Source organism: Akkermansia muciniphila, assembly GCF_002884975.1.
Lineage (GTDB): Bacteria > Verrucomicrobiota > Verrucomicrobiia > Verrucomicrobiales > Akkermansiaceae > Akkermansia > Akkermansia muciniphila_C.
On sequence record NZ_PJKB01000003.1, the window covers coordinates 434,155 to 456,551 of the forward strand.

Genomic DNA, 22,397 nt, shown 5'->3' on the forward strand with positions numbered 1-22,397 from the left:
TCTAAATTTGATTTACCCTGGACAGAACCCTGTCCACATAATCAAAATTATTGCTATTATATCTGGAAATGCACCATTGTCTAGAAGTATTCATCCAGGCGCAGTAGTGGCCGCTTTTTCCGGGATCATAAAGAAAACCGGGGGAGCGCACCTTGGTGCCGGGTTCGTTAATCTGCCGGGAACATTTGGAAGCTCCGTTATATGCCTTAAGCGTGCAAAGCTGGGCGATGGTACAGTCCGTTCCTTCCGCAAATGAATAATCATACGGAACCCCCTGGCCTGGATTGGTATCGGCCGCACGATAAACCGGGAGAGCACTTTCAGGCGCTTCCGCCTGCTGCTGCCGGAGTTGACGGAGCATCCACCTGTGCGCCTCATTGTATTTGACAAGGATGATTTGAAGGGCTGCCTGAATGTTTTTCTGCCAGTTCCATATTTGCTCCCTTGGGATGGCGGTATATATGCCGTCTCCCCCTGCCGTTCCCGTCACTTGAAAAATGCCGTAACCGCCGGCGCCGGCGGTATCTTGGCTATGAAGCGGAATTCCTTCCGCCCCGGGTTCCCTCCGGTAATTGCCGCCTCCGGCTAAAAATTGATTGTACAAGGATGACGGGGCATTACTCCAGGAGAAGGGGTAATAAACCGCCTCGCCGCCATATCCAAATGATTCGCTTTTGCCTACGGCGGGAAGACACCATTCCATGGAGGCCAAAGTATCCGGATACATTTGCAGCACGTAGGACTGAATATACCGGGTGCACATTTGATCGTCCGGATTCTGCCCTCCGATGCGGAAACGATAGATATCCGCGCCTGTATAGGAGGAGTGGCCGTTTTTGGATTTAATTTCAAATTCCAGACTGGCATTTCCTCCAAAAAAGCCTTCATTCACCTCTTCAAGCCAAACCGCATCCTCCGCAATATTCCATAAGGACACTGGCTGTTCTTTCCAATTTTCCGGAATGGAAGGGATATGTACTGTATCTTTATCCAAAACGGCCCGGTTGCGATCCCGGGTTCCGGCAGGAGCATCTGCATATTGGATCGCCGGGCGGCTGTAGCTTACCGTCAGCCTAGTTTTCCAGGAAAAACGCCCGGCATCCAATCCTTTTATTTCAAAATGCAAACAGGGCATTCTAGGACTGCTTTCCTGGCCGGAACCTGTCTCTGCATAATCAATCCATGCAATCGTGTCAGTATTCCTGCCGTCCACATATCCCAGCGTATCGGAATGATCATCTTCCTGCGGTACGACCAATCTTTCCGATACTCCAAACAGCGGAGCCGGAAAAGCCTTCAAGGTGACGGGATGAATATCCACTTCCGTAATGAGAGTTCCAAAAGTTCCGCCCTCCTCACATTCCATGGAGAGCCATATGTCCTCCCTTCCCGTATTGAATTCCTGGGAACGCTTGAGGCGCATCAGCAAGCATCTGTCTCTCCATTCCCCCGGGATAATTTCACCCTCCTTGACATTCAATGAGGCGATTACTTCTCCGGTATTCTGCGACGGGTCCCCCAGCGTGACTTTAACATGGTAACTATTGTTAACCTTGTTGCCATCATCACCGCGCCTGCCCCGGTCCTTCCACGAAATTACATAAAATCCCGCGGCGTAATCCGGAGTGTCAAACGAATCCCTGTCTTCAAAGAACATGATCCTTTGTTTGATGCCTCCGGAAGTTTTGTCAGAATCCAGCTCTGCACATGTAATATGATCACTTTCTACGGACCAGTATTCTATTTTTGTTCCGCGGAGGGCATACCATTTCCGGATTCTGGAAGCACGGTCGGAAGTTCCTTCCGTGGAAGAAATGAATCCATATTTAAATTCGACGCCTTCCGCATATCCCTGATCGTGTTTCTGATTTAATGCTCCCGTTGAGCCCATCTTCCCGTTTTCAATCTTTATTTCATGCCGGGAATCACCGTTATTTACTGAAATTGCGTTATTCATTGCATTTAGTATTTTTATGGAATGCCATCGTAAATATTGGTTTTTTGAGATTCAACCATTACTTGACGAATTAAACGCGGATGATACGTGCCTCTACTCCATTCTGTTGAAAATAAGCAAATTCCATAAATGCTGCCACTACGGGCGGAAAGTCCAAAGGACTACCCAAACTGCTCGCTCCCAGAGACGGAAGAACAATAAACAAAGCTTGCCCGTTGTCCCCCAGCAACCTGAAAGACAAGGACAAGCTTTTTATAAAAATAAAGAATCGAAAACGCGGAAGCTATAAAATCATCTAGTGGCTTCCGTCGTTTTACGGATGATTTCACGGGCCTTGCGCACGTCGTCCTCATGGGAATCGCCGCGGCTTCTTTCCACGGTGAAGAGTTTGGAAAGTTCTTCATCCATGCGGCCCACGGCGGCTTTCGCCTTCGGATTCTTCGCGGCGCGGGCGCGCAGGATATTGACCTTTTCAAACTCTTCCAGCCCATCGCGGAGTTTTTCAAACCGCAGGGAACTAAGGTTGCCGGGATAAACCAGATAGCAGTCTCCCGCGGGCCAATTGCCGAAGTCCGTCTTTTCAAACGGATTACGGTTCCAGGAGTTGTAGGCCCACCTCAGAAAGCCGTCCAGGTGGTTGGCGGCGGCAAAGAGGGGCAGCCATTCCGCCTCCGCCAGCGGGGAGACGGTGAAGGTGTTAGGCTTTTTGGGATGGACGCAAACGTAAAACGTCGTCTTCTTCCCCTCCTTCTTGCGCTGCGCCAGCAAATCGCCTGTGACCGTATCCGCATGGTCGATCACGGGAGAGACGTCATACACATCCCGGGTCAAGGCGGTAGGCCGGTTGACGGCGGAGACGATCTTGAATTCCGGAGCGTACTTGTCCAGCACGTTCTTGGCCGCCTTTACCATGGCATCCGGCCGTTCATCCAGCCCGATGCAGGTCTTGTCCAGCCATCCCTTGCTCTTGACGTGCTTGCGGAAATCCGCCAGGAAAGGCCCCCAGATGGCTTCGTAGGAAGGGTCGTTCGGCTTGAGGTCCAGGAACTTGTATTTCCCGGTAGCTTCATCCAGATAACGGACTTTCATGTTCCACGGAATCATGGTGTAGCAGGATATCTGGCCCTTGACGCCCACCTCATTAATCATGAAGGAAACCCATTTGTCAAAGTTGGCGTAGTTCCAGCGCATGGTTCCGTTTTTGCCCTTGATCCATTCGATCATGGGGGGGAACCAGTCGTAGGTCTGGGCGTTCCAGGCTTCATCAATCAGGGAGCAGGTAATGGCCTTTTGCCCGGCATCCGCCAGCCTCTTCATCACCGGCTTCATCAGCGCGAAATGTTCCGGGGACCACGGTTCCACATCATGCCAGCGCGCCACAGCCTGCGGATGCTGCCAAAGGTCCAGGTGAACCTGCCAATTGGCGGGCGCAGGCAGAGATTCCGGAGCCACTTCCAGAACTACGGGAACGCTCACGGGAGAGCCGCTTTCAGCGGAAACCACTATTTTCCCCTTGTACACGCCGGGTTTGGCGGACGGGGGAATGTTGACTTCCACCCAGACGGGGCGCACGCCCCCCGCCTGCAGGTCGCAGCTGTTTTCACTGCCGATGATATCTGAAATGAGCCTGTTGCCCCCCTTGGTGTAGCGTATCATGGAGGTCCGGACGGGAATAACCTGTCCGGCAGCGTTTTTTACCCCGGCGCAGGTAGCGGACAACTGGGGCTGCGCCTGGGAAGACCAGACGGCAATCTGTCCGGCGGCGCGTTCACCCCTCCAGCCGGACAGGCGCACGGAATCCTGAAGCATTTCCTGCCGGGGAGCGCCGCTGTAAGGGATGCGGTCATAATCCTTCACCGCTGCGGCTTGCAGGTTCAGGGCGGCATCGGGCCCGTAGCCCTTGATCTCCACCAGGTGCCCTCCCTTGTCATTGCCGGCGTTGTTGCCCAGGAAGGTGATCTTGACGTACCGGACCGTCCGGGGATTGAATTTGAAGGGAACGCCTTCCGAGGTGGCGGCAATGCTGTTGGAAGACTGGTCCGCCAGCATTTTCCAATTTTTGCCGTCTTCCGAGCCTTCTATTTTATACTTGTAAATGCGTCCCCCCTCCCAATACGGCCAGACATGCAGGGCGGAAAGCGCTCGGGGCTTTCCCATGTCTATTTGAAGCCAGACGGGAATGCCCTCACAGCCCCAGTATTTGCCTGCGTTGTTCGCCTGGCCGTCCACGGCCAGTTCCGGACGGTCGTTGCCGTAGTGCCCGGAAGCGGTTACTTTGGCCCCGGCAAACAGGTTGCCCGCATCACCCGGCGCTCCGGCGGAAACCAGGGCGGGTTCGTACAGAGGGTGCCTGTCCGGCGACTGGGCCTGGACAAAAGATGTTAAAGCGATAACAGAGCACAGAGGAAAAAAGAGACGGCGCATGTACACATTACGTACCGGAATTCCATTTTCTCTCAAGAAAAAAGAGTGTTTCCGCTATTCCGCCAACGGACGCACCGGAATGCCCCTGGAGGCAAAGTAGGTTTTGGCTTCCGGCACCGTATATTCGCCAAAGTGGAAGATGGAAGCCGCCAGCACGGCATCCGCCTTTCCCTCCACCAGCACGTCCACCATGTGGTCCAGGTTGCCCGCCCCTCCGCTGGCGATCACGGGAATGCGCACCGCCTCGCTGACGGCGCGGGTCAGTTCAATATCGTACCCGGTTTTGGCCCCGTCCGCATCCATGCTGGTCAACAGGATTTCCCCGGCACCGCGGCGTTCCGCCTCTACGGCCCATTCCACGGCATCCAGCCCCACGAATTTACGGCCGCCATGGGTGGAAACGCCCCATTTGCCGGGAGCCTGCCTTTTGGCGTCAATGGCCACGACAATGCACTGGCTGCCGAAGGCCGCCGCGCCTTCATTGATCAGTTCCGGGCGGTTGATGGCCGCCGTATTCAGGGACACCTTGTCCGCGCCCGCCAGAAGCATTTCACGCATGTCCTTTACGGAGCGGATGCCTCCGCCCACAGTCAGCGGCATGAAGCAGCATGCCGCCGTGCGGCGCACCACGTCCACCATGGTGGCGCGGCCGTCGGAAGAAGCGGTAATGTCCAGAAAAACAAGCTCGTCCGCCTGCTGGGCATCATATGCCCTGGCGCATTCCACCGGGTCACCGGCATCCCTCAGATTGACGAAATTGGTCCCCTTGACGACTCTGCCGTCCGTCACGTCCAGACACGGAATGATTCTTTTTGCCAGCACGGCCTTATCAAGCCATCACCGCCAGCAAAGGGAAAGCCTAAAATACGGCTTGCCTCAGGATGCCTATGATGGGAAAAAACGTCTCTTTCCTATAAATATCCCGTTCCAGGCTTTCTTTGTCATCTCCATCAAATTTGAAGACAATTCCTTGAATTTAAATAAATGGATAAATGCATAGAAAGCATTTTACCCGCTTTCCTCCTCCTGTGTAATAAATGTCTGCGGATTAAGAATCCGCAAGCAATAAAAAATATTAACCATTAACTTATTATACATTCTAATACATTGTAAATAAGAATATTATAATATATCTGGTCTTTTTATAATTCATCCTTTCCATACTTGCTCCGCAAGTTATGTTGAGTGTGCGTTTCTCATGAAAAAGCCGGATTCTTAATCCGGTAAACGGATGCAAATACTGCCTCCCAGTATTCTTGACTCAAAAGTTTAATAAAATGAAGAAAACACTTTCTCTTCTGGCCGTCACGCTTCTCGGCATTTCCGGCGTCCAGGCCGCCGTCACCCTGGTTTCCGGATTCTCCCGGTTTGACCAGACTTCACCAGACAGCGGCACCGCTGTTTCCGATCTGGGAACGAAGTCCCTCAGCTGGACGCTTAACGACGCTCTCTGGAATAATGACGGAACATGGACGTCCAATGCGACCAATTCAAAGAAAAACGGGCTTGACGTTTCCTCCCTCCAGCTTTCCGGAGCTGCCGGCTATACGGTGAACATTAACTTCTCCAGCGCCGCCAGCCTGGACAACACTGATTCCCTCTTCTGCGCTTCCATTGGCGGAACTGGTCTTAATTCCATTGTAGGACGCTATGAAAGCGGCAAGATAGGCATTGCCAACAATGGCAGCAGCTCGGGACGTCCCGCAAGCGGCTTAAGCAGCACCGCCATTGACTTCAACAGCCCGTTTTCACTGACTCTCTCCGTTCAGGCAGGGGGAGCCTACAGCGTGTTCATTACGCAGAACGGCACCACTCAGACCGTGTCCTGGCCCACCATGGCCCAAGCCGGAAATCTGGACCAGCTCTATATCGGCTGCTGGGCAACCTTGAACGGGAACCAGAGTTCCCCGACGGTATCCGGCCTCAGCTTCTGGGAAGGCGCGGCAACGCAGGACGACCTGGCAGCCATCATCAACGTTCCGGAACCGGCCACTGCCTCCCTGAGCCTTCTGGGGCTGGGCGCACTGCTCCTGCGCCGCCGGAGAAAGTAAAATTTCCTCCTGTCGGGCCGCTGGCGGTTTCATGCAGCCAGCGGCTTTTATTTTTTATCCCTCTGAATCCAACGGCCATGAAATTTTCATCACTTTACCGCAGCCTGCTGTTCATCCCCATAACGGCGGCCTTCATCGGCGCGGCAGAAGCCAAGACGCTTCAATTATACATCCTGACAGGACAATCCAATTCCCTGGGAGCCGTCAAGGGGTCCCCGGCGTCCGCGGAGCTGCTGGAACAGTACAGGTCCGACGGAAGCACCAAATTCTGGCACAATAATTTCAACAAGATCACTGGCAGTTCCGTAGACTGCAATCCGCCAGCTTCCTCTTCCTGGGGTTCTGTCGTACCCCAGGTGTGCGGAACGGAGTCAAGCAATTACAACTGCATGGGGCCGGAGTACGGCTTTGCCGCCATGATGGAGCGCAAGGGATGGTCCCTGGGCGGCCCTGGCTCCGGACATGCGGACACGGGAATCGTCAAGGCCGCTCTGGACGGAGGAGGCAATTCCTATTGGAACAAAGGCACGAACGCCTATAATGCCATAGTGGAGACCGTCAGGAAGGCCTGTGAAAACGCCCTGGCCAACGGTTACGACAAGGTGGAGATCATGGGCGTAATGTACCTTCAGGGGGAGTCCAATACAGCTGCCGACAGCAGCAACGCAGCCAATTCATTTTTAACGTTTCTGGACAACTTGCAGGGGGACCTTGCCCGGGATGGAGTGGACACCGGCCCTCTGGCGGCACATCAGGCCATTCTGGGAGAACAGGCCAAGTGGGGCACAACCAACGTCACGAATGCTGAAACGGGAGACGTCACCGGAGGATTCAACGGCAATGAAGGTTCTTCCGGAACAACCCGCGACCAGCAGGAAGCCCTGGCCCGGGCAAACGAGAACATGGGCTGGGTTCCGACACGGGACCTCGCCAAAATCACCTCCGGCGACAGCATGGGCGTCCATTACGACGGAAAGTCCCAGATCACCATCGGAGCGCGGTATGCCTATGAGGCGGCCAGGCTGGCCGGGTACGATACGGGTACGGTCCGCAGCGGAAATTACGACGCCGCTCTCTCTTCCACGGAAGCCTGGATGAACGGCAAGCTCCCCGTGGACAGCACGGCCGTCTGGGACGCAGCCTCCTCCGCCATGGACAACATGGTGAGTTCCGCCGCCGGAACCAACGCCGTGCTTTACGGCATCAGGATTGAAGATACATACCTGAACACCATCACCATCCGGGGCGTGGCCGTTGACGGCAGTTCCGCTCCCTCCATGCAGGACGGCCATTTGATCCTGGGGAGCGGCGGCATCGACATCGCAACCGGAAAAAACCTGAACATCGCTTCCGTGCTGGAGCTTCAGGGCGACCAGCAATGGAACATTGCGGGAGGAAGCACCCTGTCCATCCGGGGGAGCAGTTCTTCCGGCAACCATCAGCTCACGTTCATCACGGGAACGGGAGACGTCGCCATCCGCAATTCCACCCTTGCGGCTGATCCCTCCGGAATCGCCAAAGTGGAGGTCAGCGCCTACGTCAATACGGATGCCGCCGCTTTTACGGGAAACTGGACCGTCGGTCCCGGCGTGGAAGTAACAATGAACGGCACGGATACCAAGACCGCCGGCTCCGGCTGGGGAACGGGCTCCGTCACGCTCCAGGGGGCAACCGTCCTTGCCGGCTGGGAACACGTGACATCCAATACGTGGAGCAACCGTTTCATTCTGGAGGAAGGCACCGTTTCCTCCTTCGGGAGCTCCACCAACGCCACCGGAAAAGTCCTGACCCTGTCCGGCGGGATTTCCGGAAATGGGGCCTTGTCCAAGACCACCGGCAATACGCTGGTTCTGGCCCATGCCAATACCTATGCGGGAGGCACCCAAATCCGGGGAGGCACTTTGCGGCTCGGAGACAGAAACGCCCTGGGCACGGGAACGGCGGCCGTTCACACGGGAGGAGCGCTGGATTTGAACCATTATGACGTTTCCAACACCATCCGCCTGGCCGGAGGGGAAGCACTGAACTGGGGAACGGCGGCACGGGTGGAAATCGGCCATCAGGTGGTCTGGGCGGACCAGCACCTGGAGGGAACGCTCACCTTGTCCGACGGCTCCCGCATCCTGGCCGGCAATTCCATGACGCTGGGAACGGGCGACAACCTGGCGGCGGGGAATTTTACCGTGGAGCTTTCATCCATGAACCTGGTGGAAGGAGGCGAAGGGCTGGCCGCCATCATCATGACGGGAGGCGCCTTGAACTTGCTGGACGGCCTGACTCTGGACGTCAGCGGCATCCTTGCTCGCTCCGGCACCATGTCCTTCAGGATTACGGACATTTCAGGGGGTACCCTGGAAGGGCTTTCCTCCGCGGAAGATTTTTCCCTGGTAGAGGCCGCCCATGGCTGGAATGTGCTGGATTACGACGCTTCCACGGGAATCGTGACGCTTTCCGTGCCCGAACCGTCCTGTGCCCTGCTGGGGCTCCTGGGCATGGCGGCTCTGCTGGCAACGCGCCGCAGGGCCTGACTTTTTCCCCTGTTCCCGAAGCCGGCAGGAGCGCCGCCAGCCTTTGCGGCGCTCCGTGACCGGGCCGGAACAGCCCGGGGATTTAACTGGAAGTTATGCCTTCCTCCCCCAGCCGCATTTCCTCTGCGCGCGTTGGAAATAACCGGAGTAAACAGGGCGAAATGGGGCAAACGGCTTAATAGCTTTTCTTTCCATATCCAGGTGGTAGACTCCGCGCAAGGCATCTCCACCCATGACAACCACACGCTCGGGATTCACCAAACTTGCAGCCATCTGCATTGCCATCCTTCTGGGGGCGGTCATCTGGGAGCTGGGGTGGCCCCTGACGCATGCGGAGCATGAATGGTCGCGCCTGATTGCGGCCGTCGCCACGCTGGGGCACCTGGCGGGCGTGCTGGGCTCCTACTTCCGGAAGGAGATCAACCGCCCTTCCCTGAGGCTTCTGATTTTCCAGATTATCTGCTGCCTGCTGATCTTCCTGCTGATCGCCAGGGAGCAGCAGGAGGACAGCTACATGAGGTTTACGGAGCTTTCCCGCCTGGTGATTACGGCCGGGCTGATCGCCATCCCCACGCTGATGTCCCTGACCAGGATTTTTGAATGGCTGCTGGGCAAGCAGAAAAAAGGGCGTCCGCTGATGGCCCCCGCCATGCAGTTCGTGACCTCCCTGGGAGTGGTCATCCTGGCGGGAACCGGGCTTCTTCTGCTCCCCAATTCCACGTATCCCGGCATCACGCTGAGCTTTACGGACGCCCTGTTCACCAGCACCAGCGCCGTATGCGTCACCGGCCTGAACGCCGTGGACTTCGCCAACACCTTCACCCCGCTGGGGGAAATGTTCACGCTTGCCCTCATCCAGATCGGCGGGTTCGGCATCATGACGTTCGCCTACTTCGTGGCCATGGTGGCGGGCCAGGGCTTTTCCCTGCGGGACCGCGTGCTGCTGACGGACCTGCTGGACGAAGGCAACCTGGGGTCCGTGGTCTCCTTCATCACCACCATCGTAGTCAGCACATTGTTCATTGAACTGTGCGGGGCCGTGCTCCTGTACTTTTCCTGGGAAGGGAAGGATATTAACCTGATGGGGGAACCCCTGTGGTGGCACTCCCTCTTCCACTCCGTTTCCGCCTTCTGCAACGCGGGCTTTTCCACGTTCCCGATGAATCTGATGGAGCCGGGTATCCGCCTGTGCTACAGCGGGCAGGCCGTCATCATGGCGCTGATTGTATGCGGCGGCCTGGGATTCGGCATTTACAAGGAAATCAACTCCCGCCTGGTCAACCGCTTTCTGGCCAAGCACCGCCGCCTGCGCATGCAGTGGACCCCGTATTTCAAGCTGGTGATGATCGCCACGGGCATTCTGCTGGCTGGGGGCGCCCTGTCCATTTTCGCCGTTTCCGCCCCCCACACTTCCGAACCGCTGGGGCAGCATCTCTGGAGCTGCCTTTTTGACAGCGTCACGGCCCGTACGGCGGGATTCAATATCAGTGACTACAGCCGCTACCTGCCCGCTGCCAGCCTCATCATGTGCGGGCTGATGGTAGTGGGCGGCAGCCCCGGCGGCACGGCGGGCGGCATGAGAACCACCACCTGCGCCATTGCGGGCGCGGAAATCCTGCGCATCCTCCGCGGCCGGGACCACGTGGAATTCTTCCACCGCCGCATTGAGCAGCGCACCGTGGCGCGGTGCGTGATCACGGTGGTGGTCTCCTGCGCCTGGATCGGCTGCTTCACCATTCTTATTTGCACCCTGGAGCCCGCCATGAGCTCACTGGATATCTTCTTTGAAAACTGCAGCGCTTTTGCTACGGTAGGCGTGTCACGGGGAATCACGCCCAATCTGAGCGACCCTTCCAAATATCTTCTCATCATCAACATGCTTGCCGGCCGCGTGGGGCTTTTCGCCTTCCTGATCGCCCTGGCCGGTACCCCCACCCCGCGGCATTACCGCTATCCATCCGTCAAAATCCCGTTAACCTGAACATACCGTTATGAGATATACCGTTATCGGCCTGGGCCAGTTTGGACAGGAGCTCTGCACGGAGCTCTCCGCCCGCAATATTGAAGTAGTGGCCGTGGCCTCCACGGATGAAGAACTGGAGCAGATCAAGGACCTGGTAACTTACGCCGTGGTGACGGATTACACCAATCCGGCCGCCCTGCGCGAATTGGAGCTGGATGACCAGTCCGCCGTGATTGTCGCCATCGGGGACAGCTTTGAAGAAAACCTCCTCGTCGTCACGCACCTCCAGAAAATGGGCGTGCGCTATATTTACGCCCGCGTGATGAGCCCGGTGCACGAGCACATTTTAAGCCAGATGAACGTGTACGCGCTCATCAACCTGTCGCGCGTGGCCTCCAAGCAGCTCGCCAGCCAGCTGGAATCCCCGGAATTCCTGCGCGTCTCCCCCATGGATGAGAACCACAGCATCGTGGAAATAGCCGTGCCGCGCATCTGGGTGGGCAAGCGCCTCCGTGACGTGGGCCTGCGTACGGAGCACCATCTCAACCTGCTCACCATCCGCCGCGGAGAAGCCCAGACCCCGCAGGGGCGCCGGGAAATTCTTTCCATCCCGCGCATTCCCGTCATCGGCACCCCTTCCCCGGACCTCGTCTTTGAAGACCACGACATTCTGATCCTGTTCGGCAAGGAGACGAACCTGATTGAATTCGCCCAGTTGTCCAAGGGCCTGTAAACCCGGACCCGCCCCATTCCGGGAATCGGGCTTTCAGACCAGCTCTTCAAAAGCGGTTACCAGGCGCTTTTCAGAAATACGGCCCTTGACGGAGATGGCGGGGGCGAAGACGGCCAGGCGGTATTCTTCCAGCAGGTAGCTGTACTGCGTCCAGCGCGGGTCCCCGTCATGTTCCGGCAGGGCCTGATACCAGGGGAGGTACACGCGTTCAAAGAGGTCCAGGCGTTCCAGCTCCCTGGCCAGGGGCTGCTGGCCGATGCGCCTGATGCGTTCCGCGATGCCCTGCACGTACCGTTTCAGGTCCGGCAGATGTTCCGCTCCATGCGCCCACAGGAAGCGGGGCCGGAGCAGCCAGTCAAGCTGGCGCCGGAGGTCAGCCGTGATGCGCTCCATATGGCGCACGCCCTGCTGGGCTGCGGAAAAATCCCTGACGGCGTGCTCCGTGGCCGCTACCAGCTCCCAGAGGTCCGCCACGCTGTGCGCAGCGTCAAAGAGATTCTGGCGCAGATTCATTTCCGCAGCGGCGAATTGTTCCGACGTGCGCGGCAGGGGACGGCCCATGGCAAGCTCCGCGGAGACGTCCACCAGGTCGTCCGCATTGGTGGACGGGTCCCGGCCCAGCATGTGCAGGGAGAGCTTCCCTTCCAGTTTCAGCGGGAATTTCTTGCGGAGGTGGTTGAGCTGGTCCGTCTGGCGCAGGCGCATGAAGCGCAGGCACCCATCCCGGTGGGATTCCGCCGCACGCAGTTCATCCTCAAAAACGCGGACGCCCACAGACGCGCCTTCATCTACCAGGGCCACGTAACCCGGCCTGCCCGCCACATCCACCGTATGCTCCAAATCTCCGCAGGTCCATTCCTTCATGCCCGTAACGGAGACGATGTCCGCCGCCGTTTCCCGGAACCGGCGGGAAAGCTTTTTGCCCAGCCGCCCGTTCAGCTCCGCAACGTCCGTGCCCATGGCAAGCTCTTCACCTTCGTCGTCGCACACCCATATTTTCGTCACCAGCTCCGCAGGAATGCGGCTCATGTCAAAGAAGGAGGGAGCACAGAAACGCCCGGTTTCCGCTTCCACGAATTCCGCCAGCTTCTGCGCCAGCGGCCCGTCCGGATCCAGGCCATGCCGCAGTTCTGCAAAGTAGGCGGCCTTCTGGCTGACGGGCTGGAGAAAGACGCGCAGGTCCTTGGGAAGGGTACGCAGCAGGCCTTCCGCCCGCTGGGCCAGATGACCCGGCACGCCCCATTCCGGCAACCATTCCGGAACGTCAGGCAGCTGGTCAATGTGAACGCCCAGCGTCACGCCGTCATCTTCCGCGCCGGGGTCATTCTGATAATACACGGCGTATTCCGCGCCGCCGCAGGAAATTTCATCCGGAAAGCCGTCCAGAAGGTCTTTCCCCCAGAATTCATACATGGCTTCCTGCGCCGGAACGTGCAGGGCGTCCGGGTTGTCTTTTTCCATGCTTCCGGCCCAGCGCAGAAAGGCCCTGGCCGTGCAGCAGTCCTGCGGAATGAGCCTGTCAAAGAATTCATAAACGCCTTCCTCGCACCAGACCTGGTCCGGACGGCGCAGCTTCAGCTCTATCTGCCGCACCTCTTCCCGGAGCGTTTCCAGATGGGTGATGCAGCCGGGCCTGGTGCGGAAGCCGCCGCCCAGCAGCCCTTCCCGGATCATGATTTCCCGCGCATGGGCGGGATTGATGCGGCCATAGTGCACGCGCCTGTTGTCAATGATGCGCAGGCCGCCGCACACCACGCGCTCCACGGCGTAAACCGCGCCCTGCTCTTTGTCCCACCGGGCTCCGGAATAATGGGATTCACAGAGATGGGGAGCCACCTGTTCCACCCACTCCGGTTCCAGCCGGGCGGCGCGGCGCATCCACAGGCGCGTGGTATCCACCAGCTCCACGCCCATCACCCATTCGCTCCGCTTCTTGCGGCGGAACAGGCCGGAACCGGGAAAGATGCCGAAGGAACGCCCTCCGGCGCCGCGGTATTCCCGGTTGTCCGCATCCCAAAGGCCGAACTGGCGCGGAACGCCCGCCAGGATGCTCCGGTGAATCATGGCAAAAGACGCCTGACGCTCCGTTTCCTCCTCCAAGGGAGGAATTTTGCATTTCAGGGTTTCCCTGACCAGCCGGGAAAGGTCTTCCCACAGGTTGAACCACTCCATCATGCGGTTGAAATTAAGGAAGTTTTTCCCGCACCATTTCCGGAGCTGGTTTTTGCGCCAGCGGCGGCCTTCCCGGAATTGCCATGCGGCCTTCCACAGCTTGAGCAGGGAAAGGAAGTCGCTGTCTTCGTCCTTCCACTGCGCGTGGGCCTGGTCCGCCTTCTGCGCGGCATCCGCCGGACGTTCCCGGGGGTCCATGATCCCCAGCCCGGCCACGATTACCAGCATTTCAGGGAGGGCCTGTTCATGTTGCGCTTCCAGCAGCATGCGGCCCAGGCGCGGGTCTATGGGCAGGCGCGCCAGCTTCCTGCCTACGGGCGTGAGCTGCCGGGCCTTGTCCAGGGCGCCGATTTCCCGCAGGGTGCGGTAGCCCTCCGTCACCAGTTTGGAGGAAGGAGGGTCCGGAAGGGGGAATTCCGGCATTTCAGGCAGCCCCAGGTCCTTCATCCGGAGAAGCGCCCCGGCCAGGGCGCTGCGCCGGATTTCCGGGTCCGTGAATTCCGGCCTGTCCTCCCAGTCTTCTTCACTGTACAGCCGGATGCAGACGCCCTCGCACACGCGCCCGCAGCGGCCCGCGCGCTGGCGGGCGCTGGCCTTGGAGACGGGTTCTATCTGGAGCCGCTGCACCTGGCGCGCCGGGCTGTACCGGCTGACGCGCGCCACACCGGAATCAATGACGTAAATGATGCCGGGAATGGTCAGGGATGTTTCCGCCACGTTGGTCGCCAGCACGATGCGGCGGCAACCCTGTTCCGGATGAAAAATCCTCTGCTGGTCTGCCAGTCCCAGCCTGGCAAAGAGGGGCAGGATGCGCGTGTTCCTCAAATTCCGGCCTTCCAGCTTTTCCGCCACCTCACGTATTTCACGCTCTCCGGGGAGAAAGACCAGCACGTCCCCGCGGTCGTCCAGGGTATCCAGCCAATCCACGGCGCGCGCCACATGGGCGGGGAGCTCTTCATCGTCACGCAGAGGCGGCAGGTAATGAAGGTCCACCGGGTAGGTACGTCCTTCCACCTGGACGATGGGCGCGCCTCCGAAGAATTCGGAAAATCCCCCGGCATCCAGCGTAGCGGAGCTGATGACCAGCCGCAGATCCTTCCGCCTGTCCAGCAGAAGCCTCAGGTAGCCCAGCAGAAAGTCAATGTTGAGGCTGCGTTCGTGGGCTTCATCCAGAATCAGGGTATGGTACTGGCGCAGGTCGGGATCATGCTGCGTTTCCGCCAGCAGAATGCCGTCCGTCATGAACTTCAGGCGCGTGTCCGGCCCGGCTTTTTCCTCAAAGCGCACCTGGTAGCCCACCAAGCCGCCCAACTCGCAGTTCAATTCTTCCGCCACGCGGCGGGAAACGGAAGCCGCGGCCAGCCTCCTGGGCTGGGTGCACCCCACCCTTCCCCGCGCATCCCCGGCAAGCTCCATGGCCATCTTGGGAAGCTGGGTGGTCTTGCCGGACCCGGTTTCACCCACCACCACAATGACCTGATGCTCCCGCATGGCCGCCAGAATGTCATCCCGGCGGCGGGAAATGGGGAGGTCCGGATAAGTGATGTTCATGATGGAGGGGAGAAAAAAACCCTGCAAGAACGTCCTGCAGGGTTTGATGGAAAAGCCGGAAAGGGTTTCTTTACTGCCGGGGTTTGGGAAGGGCGATGCGTCCGCTGCGGGTCAGCATCTGCACATCATAATCCTCAATAAGGGACAGGAAACGGTCAATCTTGTGTTCGCCGCCCGTCACTTCAATGGTCAGGGCGTCCCGCGTGACATCCACGATGTTCGCGCCCAGGATCTGGCAGAATTCAATGACTTCATGCCGCGTGGCGGAATCCACGCCAATGCGGGTCAGCACCGTCTCCCGGTACACGTTGTCCGTGTTGCGGAAATCTACAACTTCCACCGTGTTGACGAGTTTTTCCAGATGCTTGATGATCTGGTCAAGCACGTCTTCCTTTTCGCGTACGACGATGGTCATCCGTGAAAAGCGCGGGTCCTGGCTAGGGGCAACGTTCAACGAATGAATATTGTAGCCCCGTCCACTGAACAAACCGGCAATGCGGGCAAGCACGCCAAATTTGTTTTCAACAAGTACGGAGATAGTATGACGAGTCATAATTTTAATTTCTTAAAGGTGATGCATTATAGACGCTTCCGGCTGCCAGTCAAGCCCGCGGAAGGGTGATGCCGGAAAACGCTTTCCCGCAGGGGGCGCCGGAAGACGCGTGACCGGCGGAATTCAGAGTTCCCGCGGAACGATGGCGCTGCTCTTTGTCGCCGTGGGAATACGGGGCAGCAGCGTCTTTTCGGAAACCGGGCGGGCATCCACCTTTACGTTGAACTGCTGCCCGTCACGGGAAACGGTCAGCAGGGCCGGCCCTTCCCTCAGGGCCCTGACCAGCGCATCCATGGTGCTGACGCTCTGGTGATTCACGGCAAAGACCATATCCCCCGCCTGCAATATCTGCCCCACGGATTTCTTGGGATTCACCTGGATAACCAGCAGGCCGCGCGCGCCGATGGATTGCTCCTCCGCCGTGAGTTCACGCAGGTGCATGCCCACTCCTTCCATAAAATCCTCCCAGGGAGAGGGGACGTTCTTCAAGATGCTGTCCCCCACCTTCAGGGTGACATTCATTTTTTGCCCCTTGCGCCAGATTTTCAGCCGGAATTTATCGCCGATGGAAAGATTTTCTATGCGGTCCTTCACATCCTTGTCCGTCTGGATGGGCACTTCATTAAAGCTCAGCATCACGTCTCCCGTTTGAAGACCTGCCTGCTCCGCCGGAGAACCGGGCTTCACGATGTTGACCACAGCCCCTCCGGCTTCATGATAGTCCAGGAAACTGCGGAGGGGAGGCGTATTGCGCACAATGTCCAGTCCCAGATATCCCCTCATGGGACGTCCATGCCTGCAAATCTGCTCAAAGGTGTGCAGCACAAGATTGGAGGGAATGGCAAAACCGATGCCCGCGTAATTCTTTTCCACGTTGGGAAGCACCGATTTGTTGATGCCTATGATTTCACCGCGGATATTGATGAGGGGACCGCCGGAATTGCCGGGGAAGATGCTGGCATCCGTCTGGATCAGGTCCAGGCCGGAATCCACCAGCTTGCGCTCACGGGCGCTGATGATGCCGCGGGAAACCGTCGTTCCAAGTCCATAGGGGTTACCGCAGGCCAGAACAATCATGCCGGGAGCAATCTCATCGCTGTTGCCGAACGGGAGGGGGACAAAGGTCATCGGGTTTTCCACCTGCAGCACGGCGATGTCCAGCTCCGGATCCACCCCCACCAGGCGCACGGAAACGCTTTTCCCGTTGCTCAGCGTGACGCGCAGCGCATGCTTGTTCTGAATGACATGGTAGGCCGTAATGATGTGCCCTTCTTCAGTGACAATGACGCCGGACCCCAGGCCGTGGACCGCCAGCCTTTTTTCCACCATGGAATCCCCGTCCTCGGAAGGCTGCGGAACAGTGGCCACCCCGGTAGTGTCTATGCTGACCAGCACGCGTTCCACCAGCCGGGCAACACGGGAATATTCTTCATTGAGCTGGTGCAGGATGGGAATGTCCTCCTCCTTGAGCTCGGACTCCCGCGCCATGGTAAACACCTCCGACCGGAAGGAAACGTTCTTTTCCGTGACGCGGCTGTTCCATCTCCAATAGGCAATGGCGACCACGGTCATCATAACCGTCATCATGATGACAAGTAACGCCCGTGTCCATATGGTTGATCTCATGGAAATGCCTTGCCGTAGCAACGGTCAAACTGTTTGTGCCTTAATACCGGGGAGATGCCTGAAAACGGGCGTGGAGGACTCCATCCATCTTTTGACATTCCGCTCCTATTGATACTATTTAAGCTTGTTTTCTTCAAACGAAAAAAGTTTCAAATGACAAATACGTCTTTTAACAAGGCGTGTTTTATGATACCTACGGGTACGGTTTTATGGGCACCAGCACTTTACAACAACCAGCCATTTACCTCGTTTTTGGAACGGATGAAGGAATGGTGCGTGAAAAGGCTTCCGGCATCTTTACCGCCCTGACGGAAGGCACGAATGAATTTTCCCATGAGATACTGGAAGCGGCCTGCGGCGATTCCGATGAAGCGGACCAGGTGACGCGCCAGGTCATGGAAGCCCTGCGCACCCTCCCCTTCTTTCCGGGCCGCAAGGTGGTCTGGATGAAGAACTGCAATTTTCTGGGGGATTCCGTCACGGGACGCTCCTCCACCACGGAAGCTGCCCTGGATTCCCTCAGGCATTTGCTGGAAGGCGGCCTGGGGCCGGACGTCCTGCTGCTCATCTCCGCCTCCGAATTTGACAAGCGCCGTTCCTTTAATAAATTCCTGCTTCAATCCGCCGCCGCGGAAGAACTGAACAAGCCGGACATCACCAAGGCCGGCTGGGAAGGCAGCCTGATGCCCCTCATCAACAAGGAGGCAGGCGCGCGCGGCATGAGCTTTGACTCCGCCGCTCTGGAATTGTTTATCCACCGCGTCAGTGAATCCTCCCGCCAGATTATTTCCGAAATTGAAAAACTGGACCTCTACTTGGGCGCGGACAGGCGCACCGTGACGCCGGAGGACGTGGAGCGCATGGTTCCGCTGACGCGCACGGGCGTTATTTTTGAAATTTCACGCGCCCTGGAAAACAAGAAGAGCGATGCGGCCATCTCCCTGATTGACTTCCAGCTGGAACGCGGTGAAAACGCTATCACGATCATGCGCGCAGCATTCATCCCAACGCTGAGAAATCTGCTGGCCGCCAGGCTTTTATGTGACGCGTTCAACCTGAAGCCTACCAACTTCAAGGAATTTACGGCCCGCATCTCTTCCCTGCCCTCCTATGCAGCCGCCCTGATTCCCCTGAAAAAAGACGGCACTCCCAATGCGTACCCGCTTTTCCTGGCGGCGCAGAACGCCTCCAAATTCAAGACCGAACGGTTGAAGCAAACCTTGAAGGAATGCATGAAGGCGGACAAGGCCCTGGTGTCTTCCTCTCTTGATCCGCGCCTGATTCTGCACCGTCTTGCCATCTGCTCCGCATCCTGATGAATTCCTCTTCCTCCCCAGCCTCTCCCCTGTTTGATGTTCTTGTCGTCGGCGCCGGGCACGCAGGCATTGAGGCGGCGCTGGCGGCCTCCCGCCTGGGATGTTCCGTCGCTGTCCTGACCCACAATCTGGATACGATCGGACAAATGTCCTGCAACCCGGCTATCGGGGGGCTTGCCAAGGGGCACATCGTCCGGGAAATAGACGCCATGGGAGGTGCCATGGGACTGAATACGGATGCCACCGCCATCCAGTTCCGCATGCTGAATGCTTCCAAGGGCCCCAGCGTGCGCGCGCCCCGCGCCCAGTGCGATAAAACGGCCTACCGCGCACGAATGAAAATGGTTCTGGAAACCGCTCCAGGCGTTCGGTTGTTCCAGGGGGATGTGGTCCGGCTGCTCGTGAACGGAGAACAACAGGTAACGGGAGCCGTCACCTCCCTTGATTACACGATCTGCGCGCGCAGCGTGGTCATCTGCTCCGGAACGTTCATGCAGGGCCTGCTGCACGTGGGGCTCCAGCATGTGACAGGCGGCCGCATGGGCTGCGCTCCTTCCAGCCTTTCCACGGACCTGGCCGCTCTCGGCTTTCAGGTAGAGCGGCTTAAAACGGGAACTTCTCCGCGCGTCAATGGGAGGTCCATTGACTTTTCCGTCTGTGAAGTGCAGCCGGGAGACACCCCGGAAGCCTTGTTCAGCTACCGTTCCCGCGACGTATTGAAACGCTCTTCCGAGCCCTTCTGCACCCTGAACACCTGGGGGGACGGAGATTTCCGGATGGAGCAAATGCCCTGCTGGATTACCTACACCAACCAGGCTACACACGACATTATCCGGGAGAATTTAAAATTCAGCCCTCTTTACAGCGGCATCATAGAAGGCATAGGTCCCCGTTACTGCCCCTCCATTGAAGATAAAATCGTGCGCTTCGCGGAAAAAACGAGCCACCAGGTATTCCTGGAACCGGAAGGACGCAGCACGGAGGAATTCTATCTCAACGGCGTTTCCACCTCCCTGCCCTACTCCGCCCAATGCGATTTCATCCATACCATTCCCGGCCTGGAAAACGCCCAGCTCATCCGTCCCGGATATGCGGTGGAATATGATTTCTGCCCACCCACCCAGCTGCATCCTACGCTGGAAACCAAGCTGGTGGAAAACCTGTATTTTGCGGGACAAATCAACGGCACCTCCGGTTATGAAGAAGCCGCCGCGCAAGGCTTGATGGCGGGAGCAAACGCGGCGCTGAAGGTACTGGACAAGCCCTCCCTGGTGCTGCGCCGGGATCAATCCTACATTGGCGTCATGATAGACGACCTGGTCACCAAAGGCACGGATGAACCCTACCGCATGTTCACCAGCCGCGCGGAATTCAGGCTTCTGCTGCGCCAGGACAATGCGGACCTGCGCCTGGCCCCCCTCGCTTTTGAAACCGGCCTTATCACCCGTGAAGAATTCCTGAAAACGGAAGCGCGGCAAAACGCCATTGAAGAGGGAACGGCAAAAGCCGCCCTTGTTAAATATGAAGGCGTCCCCCTGTCCACCTGGCTCAAGAGGCCCGGCAATGACTGGACCATGCTGCCTGAAGAACTGAAAAAAATGTTCCACGTGGAACATTTGGATGCCATTGCTACGGATATCCAGTATGAAGGGCACATTGAAAGGCAGAAAAAACAGGCGGAAAAAATCACAAGGATGGAAAGCAGAGCCATCCCTGCCGACATTGATTACGAACATGTCCACGCCTTGAAAAAGGAAGCCGTCATCAAGCTGGGAAAAATACGCCCCGGCACCATCGGGCAGGCCTCCCGCATTCCGGGCATTACTCCGGCAGATATCGCCCTGCTGCTTGTGCATCTGCAAAAGCGTGGAAGGTAGCGCACCGGAAATCCGGCGCTGTTTCCCCAAAGCTTTTAAATTTGACCGCAAAACGGTTCCACGGATGATAAAAATACCATGCACAGTATTCTAGCCGTTGTACTGCATCCTGGAATTCGCCGCACATGCCCTTGTTCCCGCAGGGTATTTTTCTATCATCGGTTTGATTAACATTTTTCCGGCTGCCAAGACTTACGGCTGCAACATGTAATCCCCCGTCAAAAGAGGCAGGGATAAAAGAAGCGGATACCGGAAGAAAGATGGCCACTCTTGGCAGGAACGCCAGAAATTAAGTTGTATTGCCGGCCTCAAACCCGGAAGGAGGGGAACAAAAATTTCCGGCAAGATGAATCAGTCTTTTCCTCAAACAAGTCTTGTCAGCGGCGGAAAGGACTTTACGCATTTCCGCATTGATAGATCGCAATGAAAAACAAGCCACGGCAGGGAGGGGAGGAGGGAAACCGTCCATGCCAGCCGCTTCAGGAATTAACCTGCGCCACGGCAAGGAACATTCCGGACGGCAGATAAAAATAGCCGTTGCCGCTACCGGTAGCGCACGTCACCACGGATACACACGTCATTTCCGAAAGTTCTCACAACCGGCTGATCAAGATAGGCTTCACGTTCCAGAAACGTTCCGCCCTCCACTCCATCCGCGCCGCCTCCCGTGATGATGGGGGCATAAAATCCCACCCATTCGTCAACCAGGGCGGCTTTCAAAAATTCCTTGACCAGGCACCCTCCGGCTTCCAGCAGGATGGTACCTATTTTCTTGTCACTATAAAGATTTTGTAACAATTCCAAATAACTTGAAACATTCTCCACGATCAGGGTACGGTCACGGAATTCATCCGTCAGGCAAACGGAATCCGCAGGTATAGACGCCGCGTCATGAGTCAGGACAATGCGCCAGGGTTGTTCTTTCAGGGGAGAAACGGAACGGTCCGGAGTCCTGATCGTCAGGGAAGGATTATCCAGGCGCATGGTATTTCCTCCCGTAAGAATGGCGTCGCACTCCGCGCGGAGAGTATGCACAAAAGCCCTGGATTTTTCATTCGTCAGCCACTGGGAACGTTCCGGACTGCGTGAAATGCGGCCATCCAGGGACATGGCGCTTTTTGCAACCACCCACGGACGCCCTTCCAGCATGTTCAGCCGGAACCCCCGGATCAAGCGGTCGCACTCCTTTTCCAGAATTCCCTGCGTAACCTGGATTCCCGCACGTTGGAGAATTTCAGCGGCGGCGCCGCGGTGCCTGGGATTGGGATCCTCCGAACCGTAAACCACCCGTTTGAAATGATGTTCCAGAATGGCTTCCGTACAGGGCGGGGTTTTTCCGGCGGTACTGCATGGTTCCAGAGTAACGTACAGGGTGGAATCCGCAAACAGCCCGGCGTTTCCCCTGGCTGTTCCGTCAGCTATGGCATTCCTTTCCGCATGGGGAAGTCCGGCTTTTTCATGGAATCCGGAACCGATTACCCGGTTCCCATGAACAATGACCGCTCCCACACAGGGGTTCGGCGCTGTCAGCCCGACTCCGTTTGCGGCCAGTTCAACGGCCATGTTCATCCAGCGGCCGTCCTGGTCCTCTGTGTTCATGCGGACCTTGTAACACGAATCCCGGAGGGAGGACAACCACGTTGTGT

General features: G+C 57.5%; 14 protein-coding genes. 7 read left to right on the forward strand and 7 right to left on the reverse strand.

All coding sequences use genetic code 11. From position 1 onward, the window contains the following. Nucleotide 1: 1 nt before the first annotated feature. From CXU21_RS11740 to hisF, 3 genes are all read right to left on the reverse strand, one after another. Nucleotides 2-1,957 (reverse strand): hypothetical protein, encoded by a 1,956-nt coding sequence (locus CXU21_RS11740; RefSeq protein WP_102726150.1) that lies wholly within the window; start codon nt 1,955-1,957, stop codon nt 2-4. Between the two features lie 291 nt (nt 1,958-2,248). Beyond that, entirely contained in the window at nt 2,249-4,381 is a 2,133-nt protein-coding gene (locus tag CXU21_RS11745) for a glycoside hydrolase domain-containing protein (RefSeq protein ID WP_102726151.1), read from the reverse strand. A 54-nt stretch (nt 4,382-4,435) separates the two neighbouring features. Further along, nucleotides 4,436-5,203: an imidazole glycerol phosphate synthase subunit HisF gene (gene hisF / locus CXU21_RS11750; protein ID WP_102712960.1), complete on the reverse strand. Its 768-nt coding sequence runs from the start codon at nt 5,201-5,203 to the stop codon at nt 4,436-4,438. Between hisF and CXU21_RS12460 the strand changes: the two genes are divergently transcribed. The 5 genes from CXU21_RS12460 (at nt 5,184) to CXU21_RS11770 (ending at nt 11,656) form a co-directional block, all read left to right on the forward strand. Next, entirely contained in the window at nt 5,184-5,381 is a 198-nt protein-coding gene (locus tag CXU21_RS12460) for a hypothetical protein (protein ID WP_180972811.1), read from the forward strand. The two genes, hisF and CXU21_RS12460, sit on opposite strands and share 20 nt — an antisense overlap. 277 nt (nt 5,382-5,658) lie before the next feature. Continuing rightward, nucleotides 5,659-6,432 carry a PEP-CTERM sorting domain-containing protein gene (locus CXU21_RS11755; RefSeq protein WP_102726152.1) on the forward strand — a complete coding sequence of 258 codons (774 nt, stop codon included), beginning with the start codon at nt 5,659-5,661 and terminating at the stop codon, nt 6,430-6,432. Between the two features lie 77 nt (nt 6,433-6,509). Then, nucleotides 6,510-8,960, forward strand: coding sequence for a sialate O-acetylesterase (locus tag CXU21_RS11760; protein WP_102726153.1), 2,451 nt, complete (start codon nt 6,510-6,512; stop codon nt 8,958-8,960). 232 nt (nt 8,961-9,192) lie between these two features. Then, the gene (locus CXU21_RS11765; RefSeq protein WP_102712965.1) at nt 9,193-10,941 is read left to right on the forward strand and encodes a TrkH family potassium uptake protein; all 1,749 of its coding nucleotides are present in this window, start codon (nt 9,193-9,195) and stop codon (nt 10,939-10,941) included. A 10-nt stretch (nt 10,942-10,951) separates the two neighbouring features. Then, nucleotides 10,952-11,656: a potassium channel family protein gene (locus tag CXU21_RS11770; protein WP_022396118.1), complete on the forward strand. Its 705-nt coding sequence runs from the start codon at nt 10,952-10,954 to the stop codon at nt 11,654-11,656. 33 nt (nt 11,657-11,689) lie between these two features. On the opposite strand, the gene hrpA is transcribed toward CXU21_RS11770, so the two are convergent. The 3 genes from hrpA to CXU21_RS11785 all read right to left on the reverse strand — a co-directional run bounded on the left by hrpA (nt 11,690) and on the right by CXU21_RS11785 (nt 17,519). Continuing rightward, nucleotides 11,690-15,379 carry an ATP-dependent RNA helicase HrpA gene (hrpA, locus tag CXU21_RS11775; RefSeq protein ID WP_146017080.1) on the reverse strand — a complete coding sequence of 1,230 codons (3,690 nt, stop codon included), beginning with the start codon at nt 15,377-15,379 and terminating at the stop codon, nt 11,690-11,692. 70 nt (nt 15,380-15,449) lie between these two features. Then, a complete protein-coding gene (gene ilvN / locus CXU21_RS11780) occupies nt 15,450-15,932 on the reverse strand; it encodes an acetolactate synthase small subunit (protein ID WP_102712969.1) in 483 nt (160 codons plus the stop codon). A 123-nt stretch (nt 15,933-16,055) separates the two neighbouring features. Further along, complete coding sequence (locus CXU21_RS11785; RefSeq protein WP_180972801.1) at nt 16,056-17,519, reverse strand: trypsin-like peptidase domain-containing protein; 1,464 nt, start codon at nt 17,517-17,519, stop codon at nt 16,056-16,058. Between the two features lie 248 nt (nt 17,520-17,767). On the opposite strand from CXU21_RS11785, the gene holA reads away from it, so the two are divergent. Together holA and mnmG are read left to right on the forward strand one after the other, a co-directional pair. Further along, the gene (holA, locus tag CXU21_RS11790) at nt 17,768-18,874 is read left to right on the forward strand and encodes a DNA polymerase III subunit delta (protein WP_180972802.1); all 1,107 of its coding nucleotides are present in this window, start codon (nt 17,768-17,770) and stop codon (nt 18,872-18,874) included. Beyond that, entirely contained in the window at nt 18,874-20,751 is a 1,878-nt protein-coding gene (gene mnmG, locus CXU21_RS11795; RefSeq protein ID WP_102726157.1) for a tRNA uridine-5-carboxymethylaminomethyl(34) synthesis enzyme MnmG, read from the forward strand. The genes holA and mnmG overlap by 1 nt, the downstream gene beginning before the upstream one ends. 543 nt (nt 20,752-21,294) lie before the next feature. Here mnmG and ribD read toward each other — a convergent pair. Next, nucleotides 21,295-22,350, reverse strand: coding sequence for a bifunctional diaminohydroxyphosphoribosylaminopyrimidine deaminase/5-amino-6-(5-phosphoribosylamino)uracil reductase RibD (gene ribD, locus CXU21_RS11800; RefSeq protein WP_146017081.1), 1,056 nt, complete (start codon nt 22,348-22,350; stop codon nt 21,295-21,297). Between the last annotated feature and the right edge of the window lie 47 nt (nt 22,351-22,397).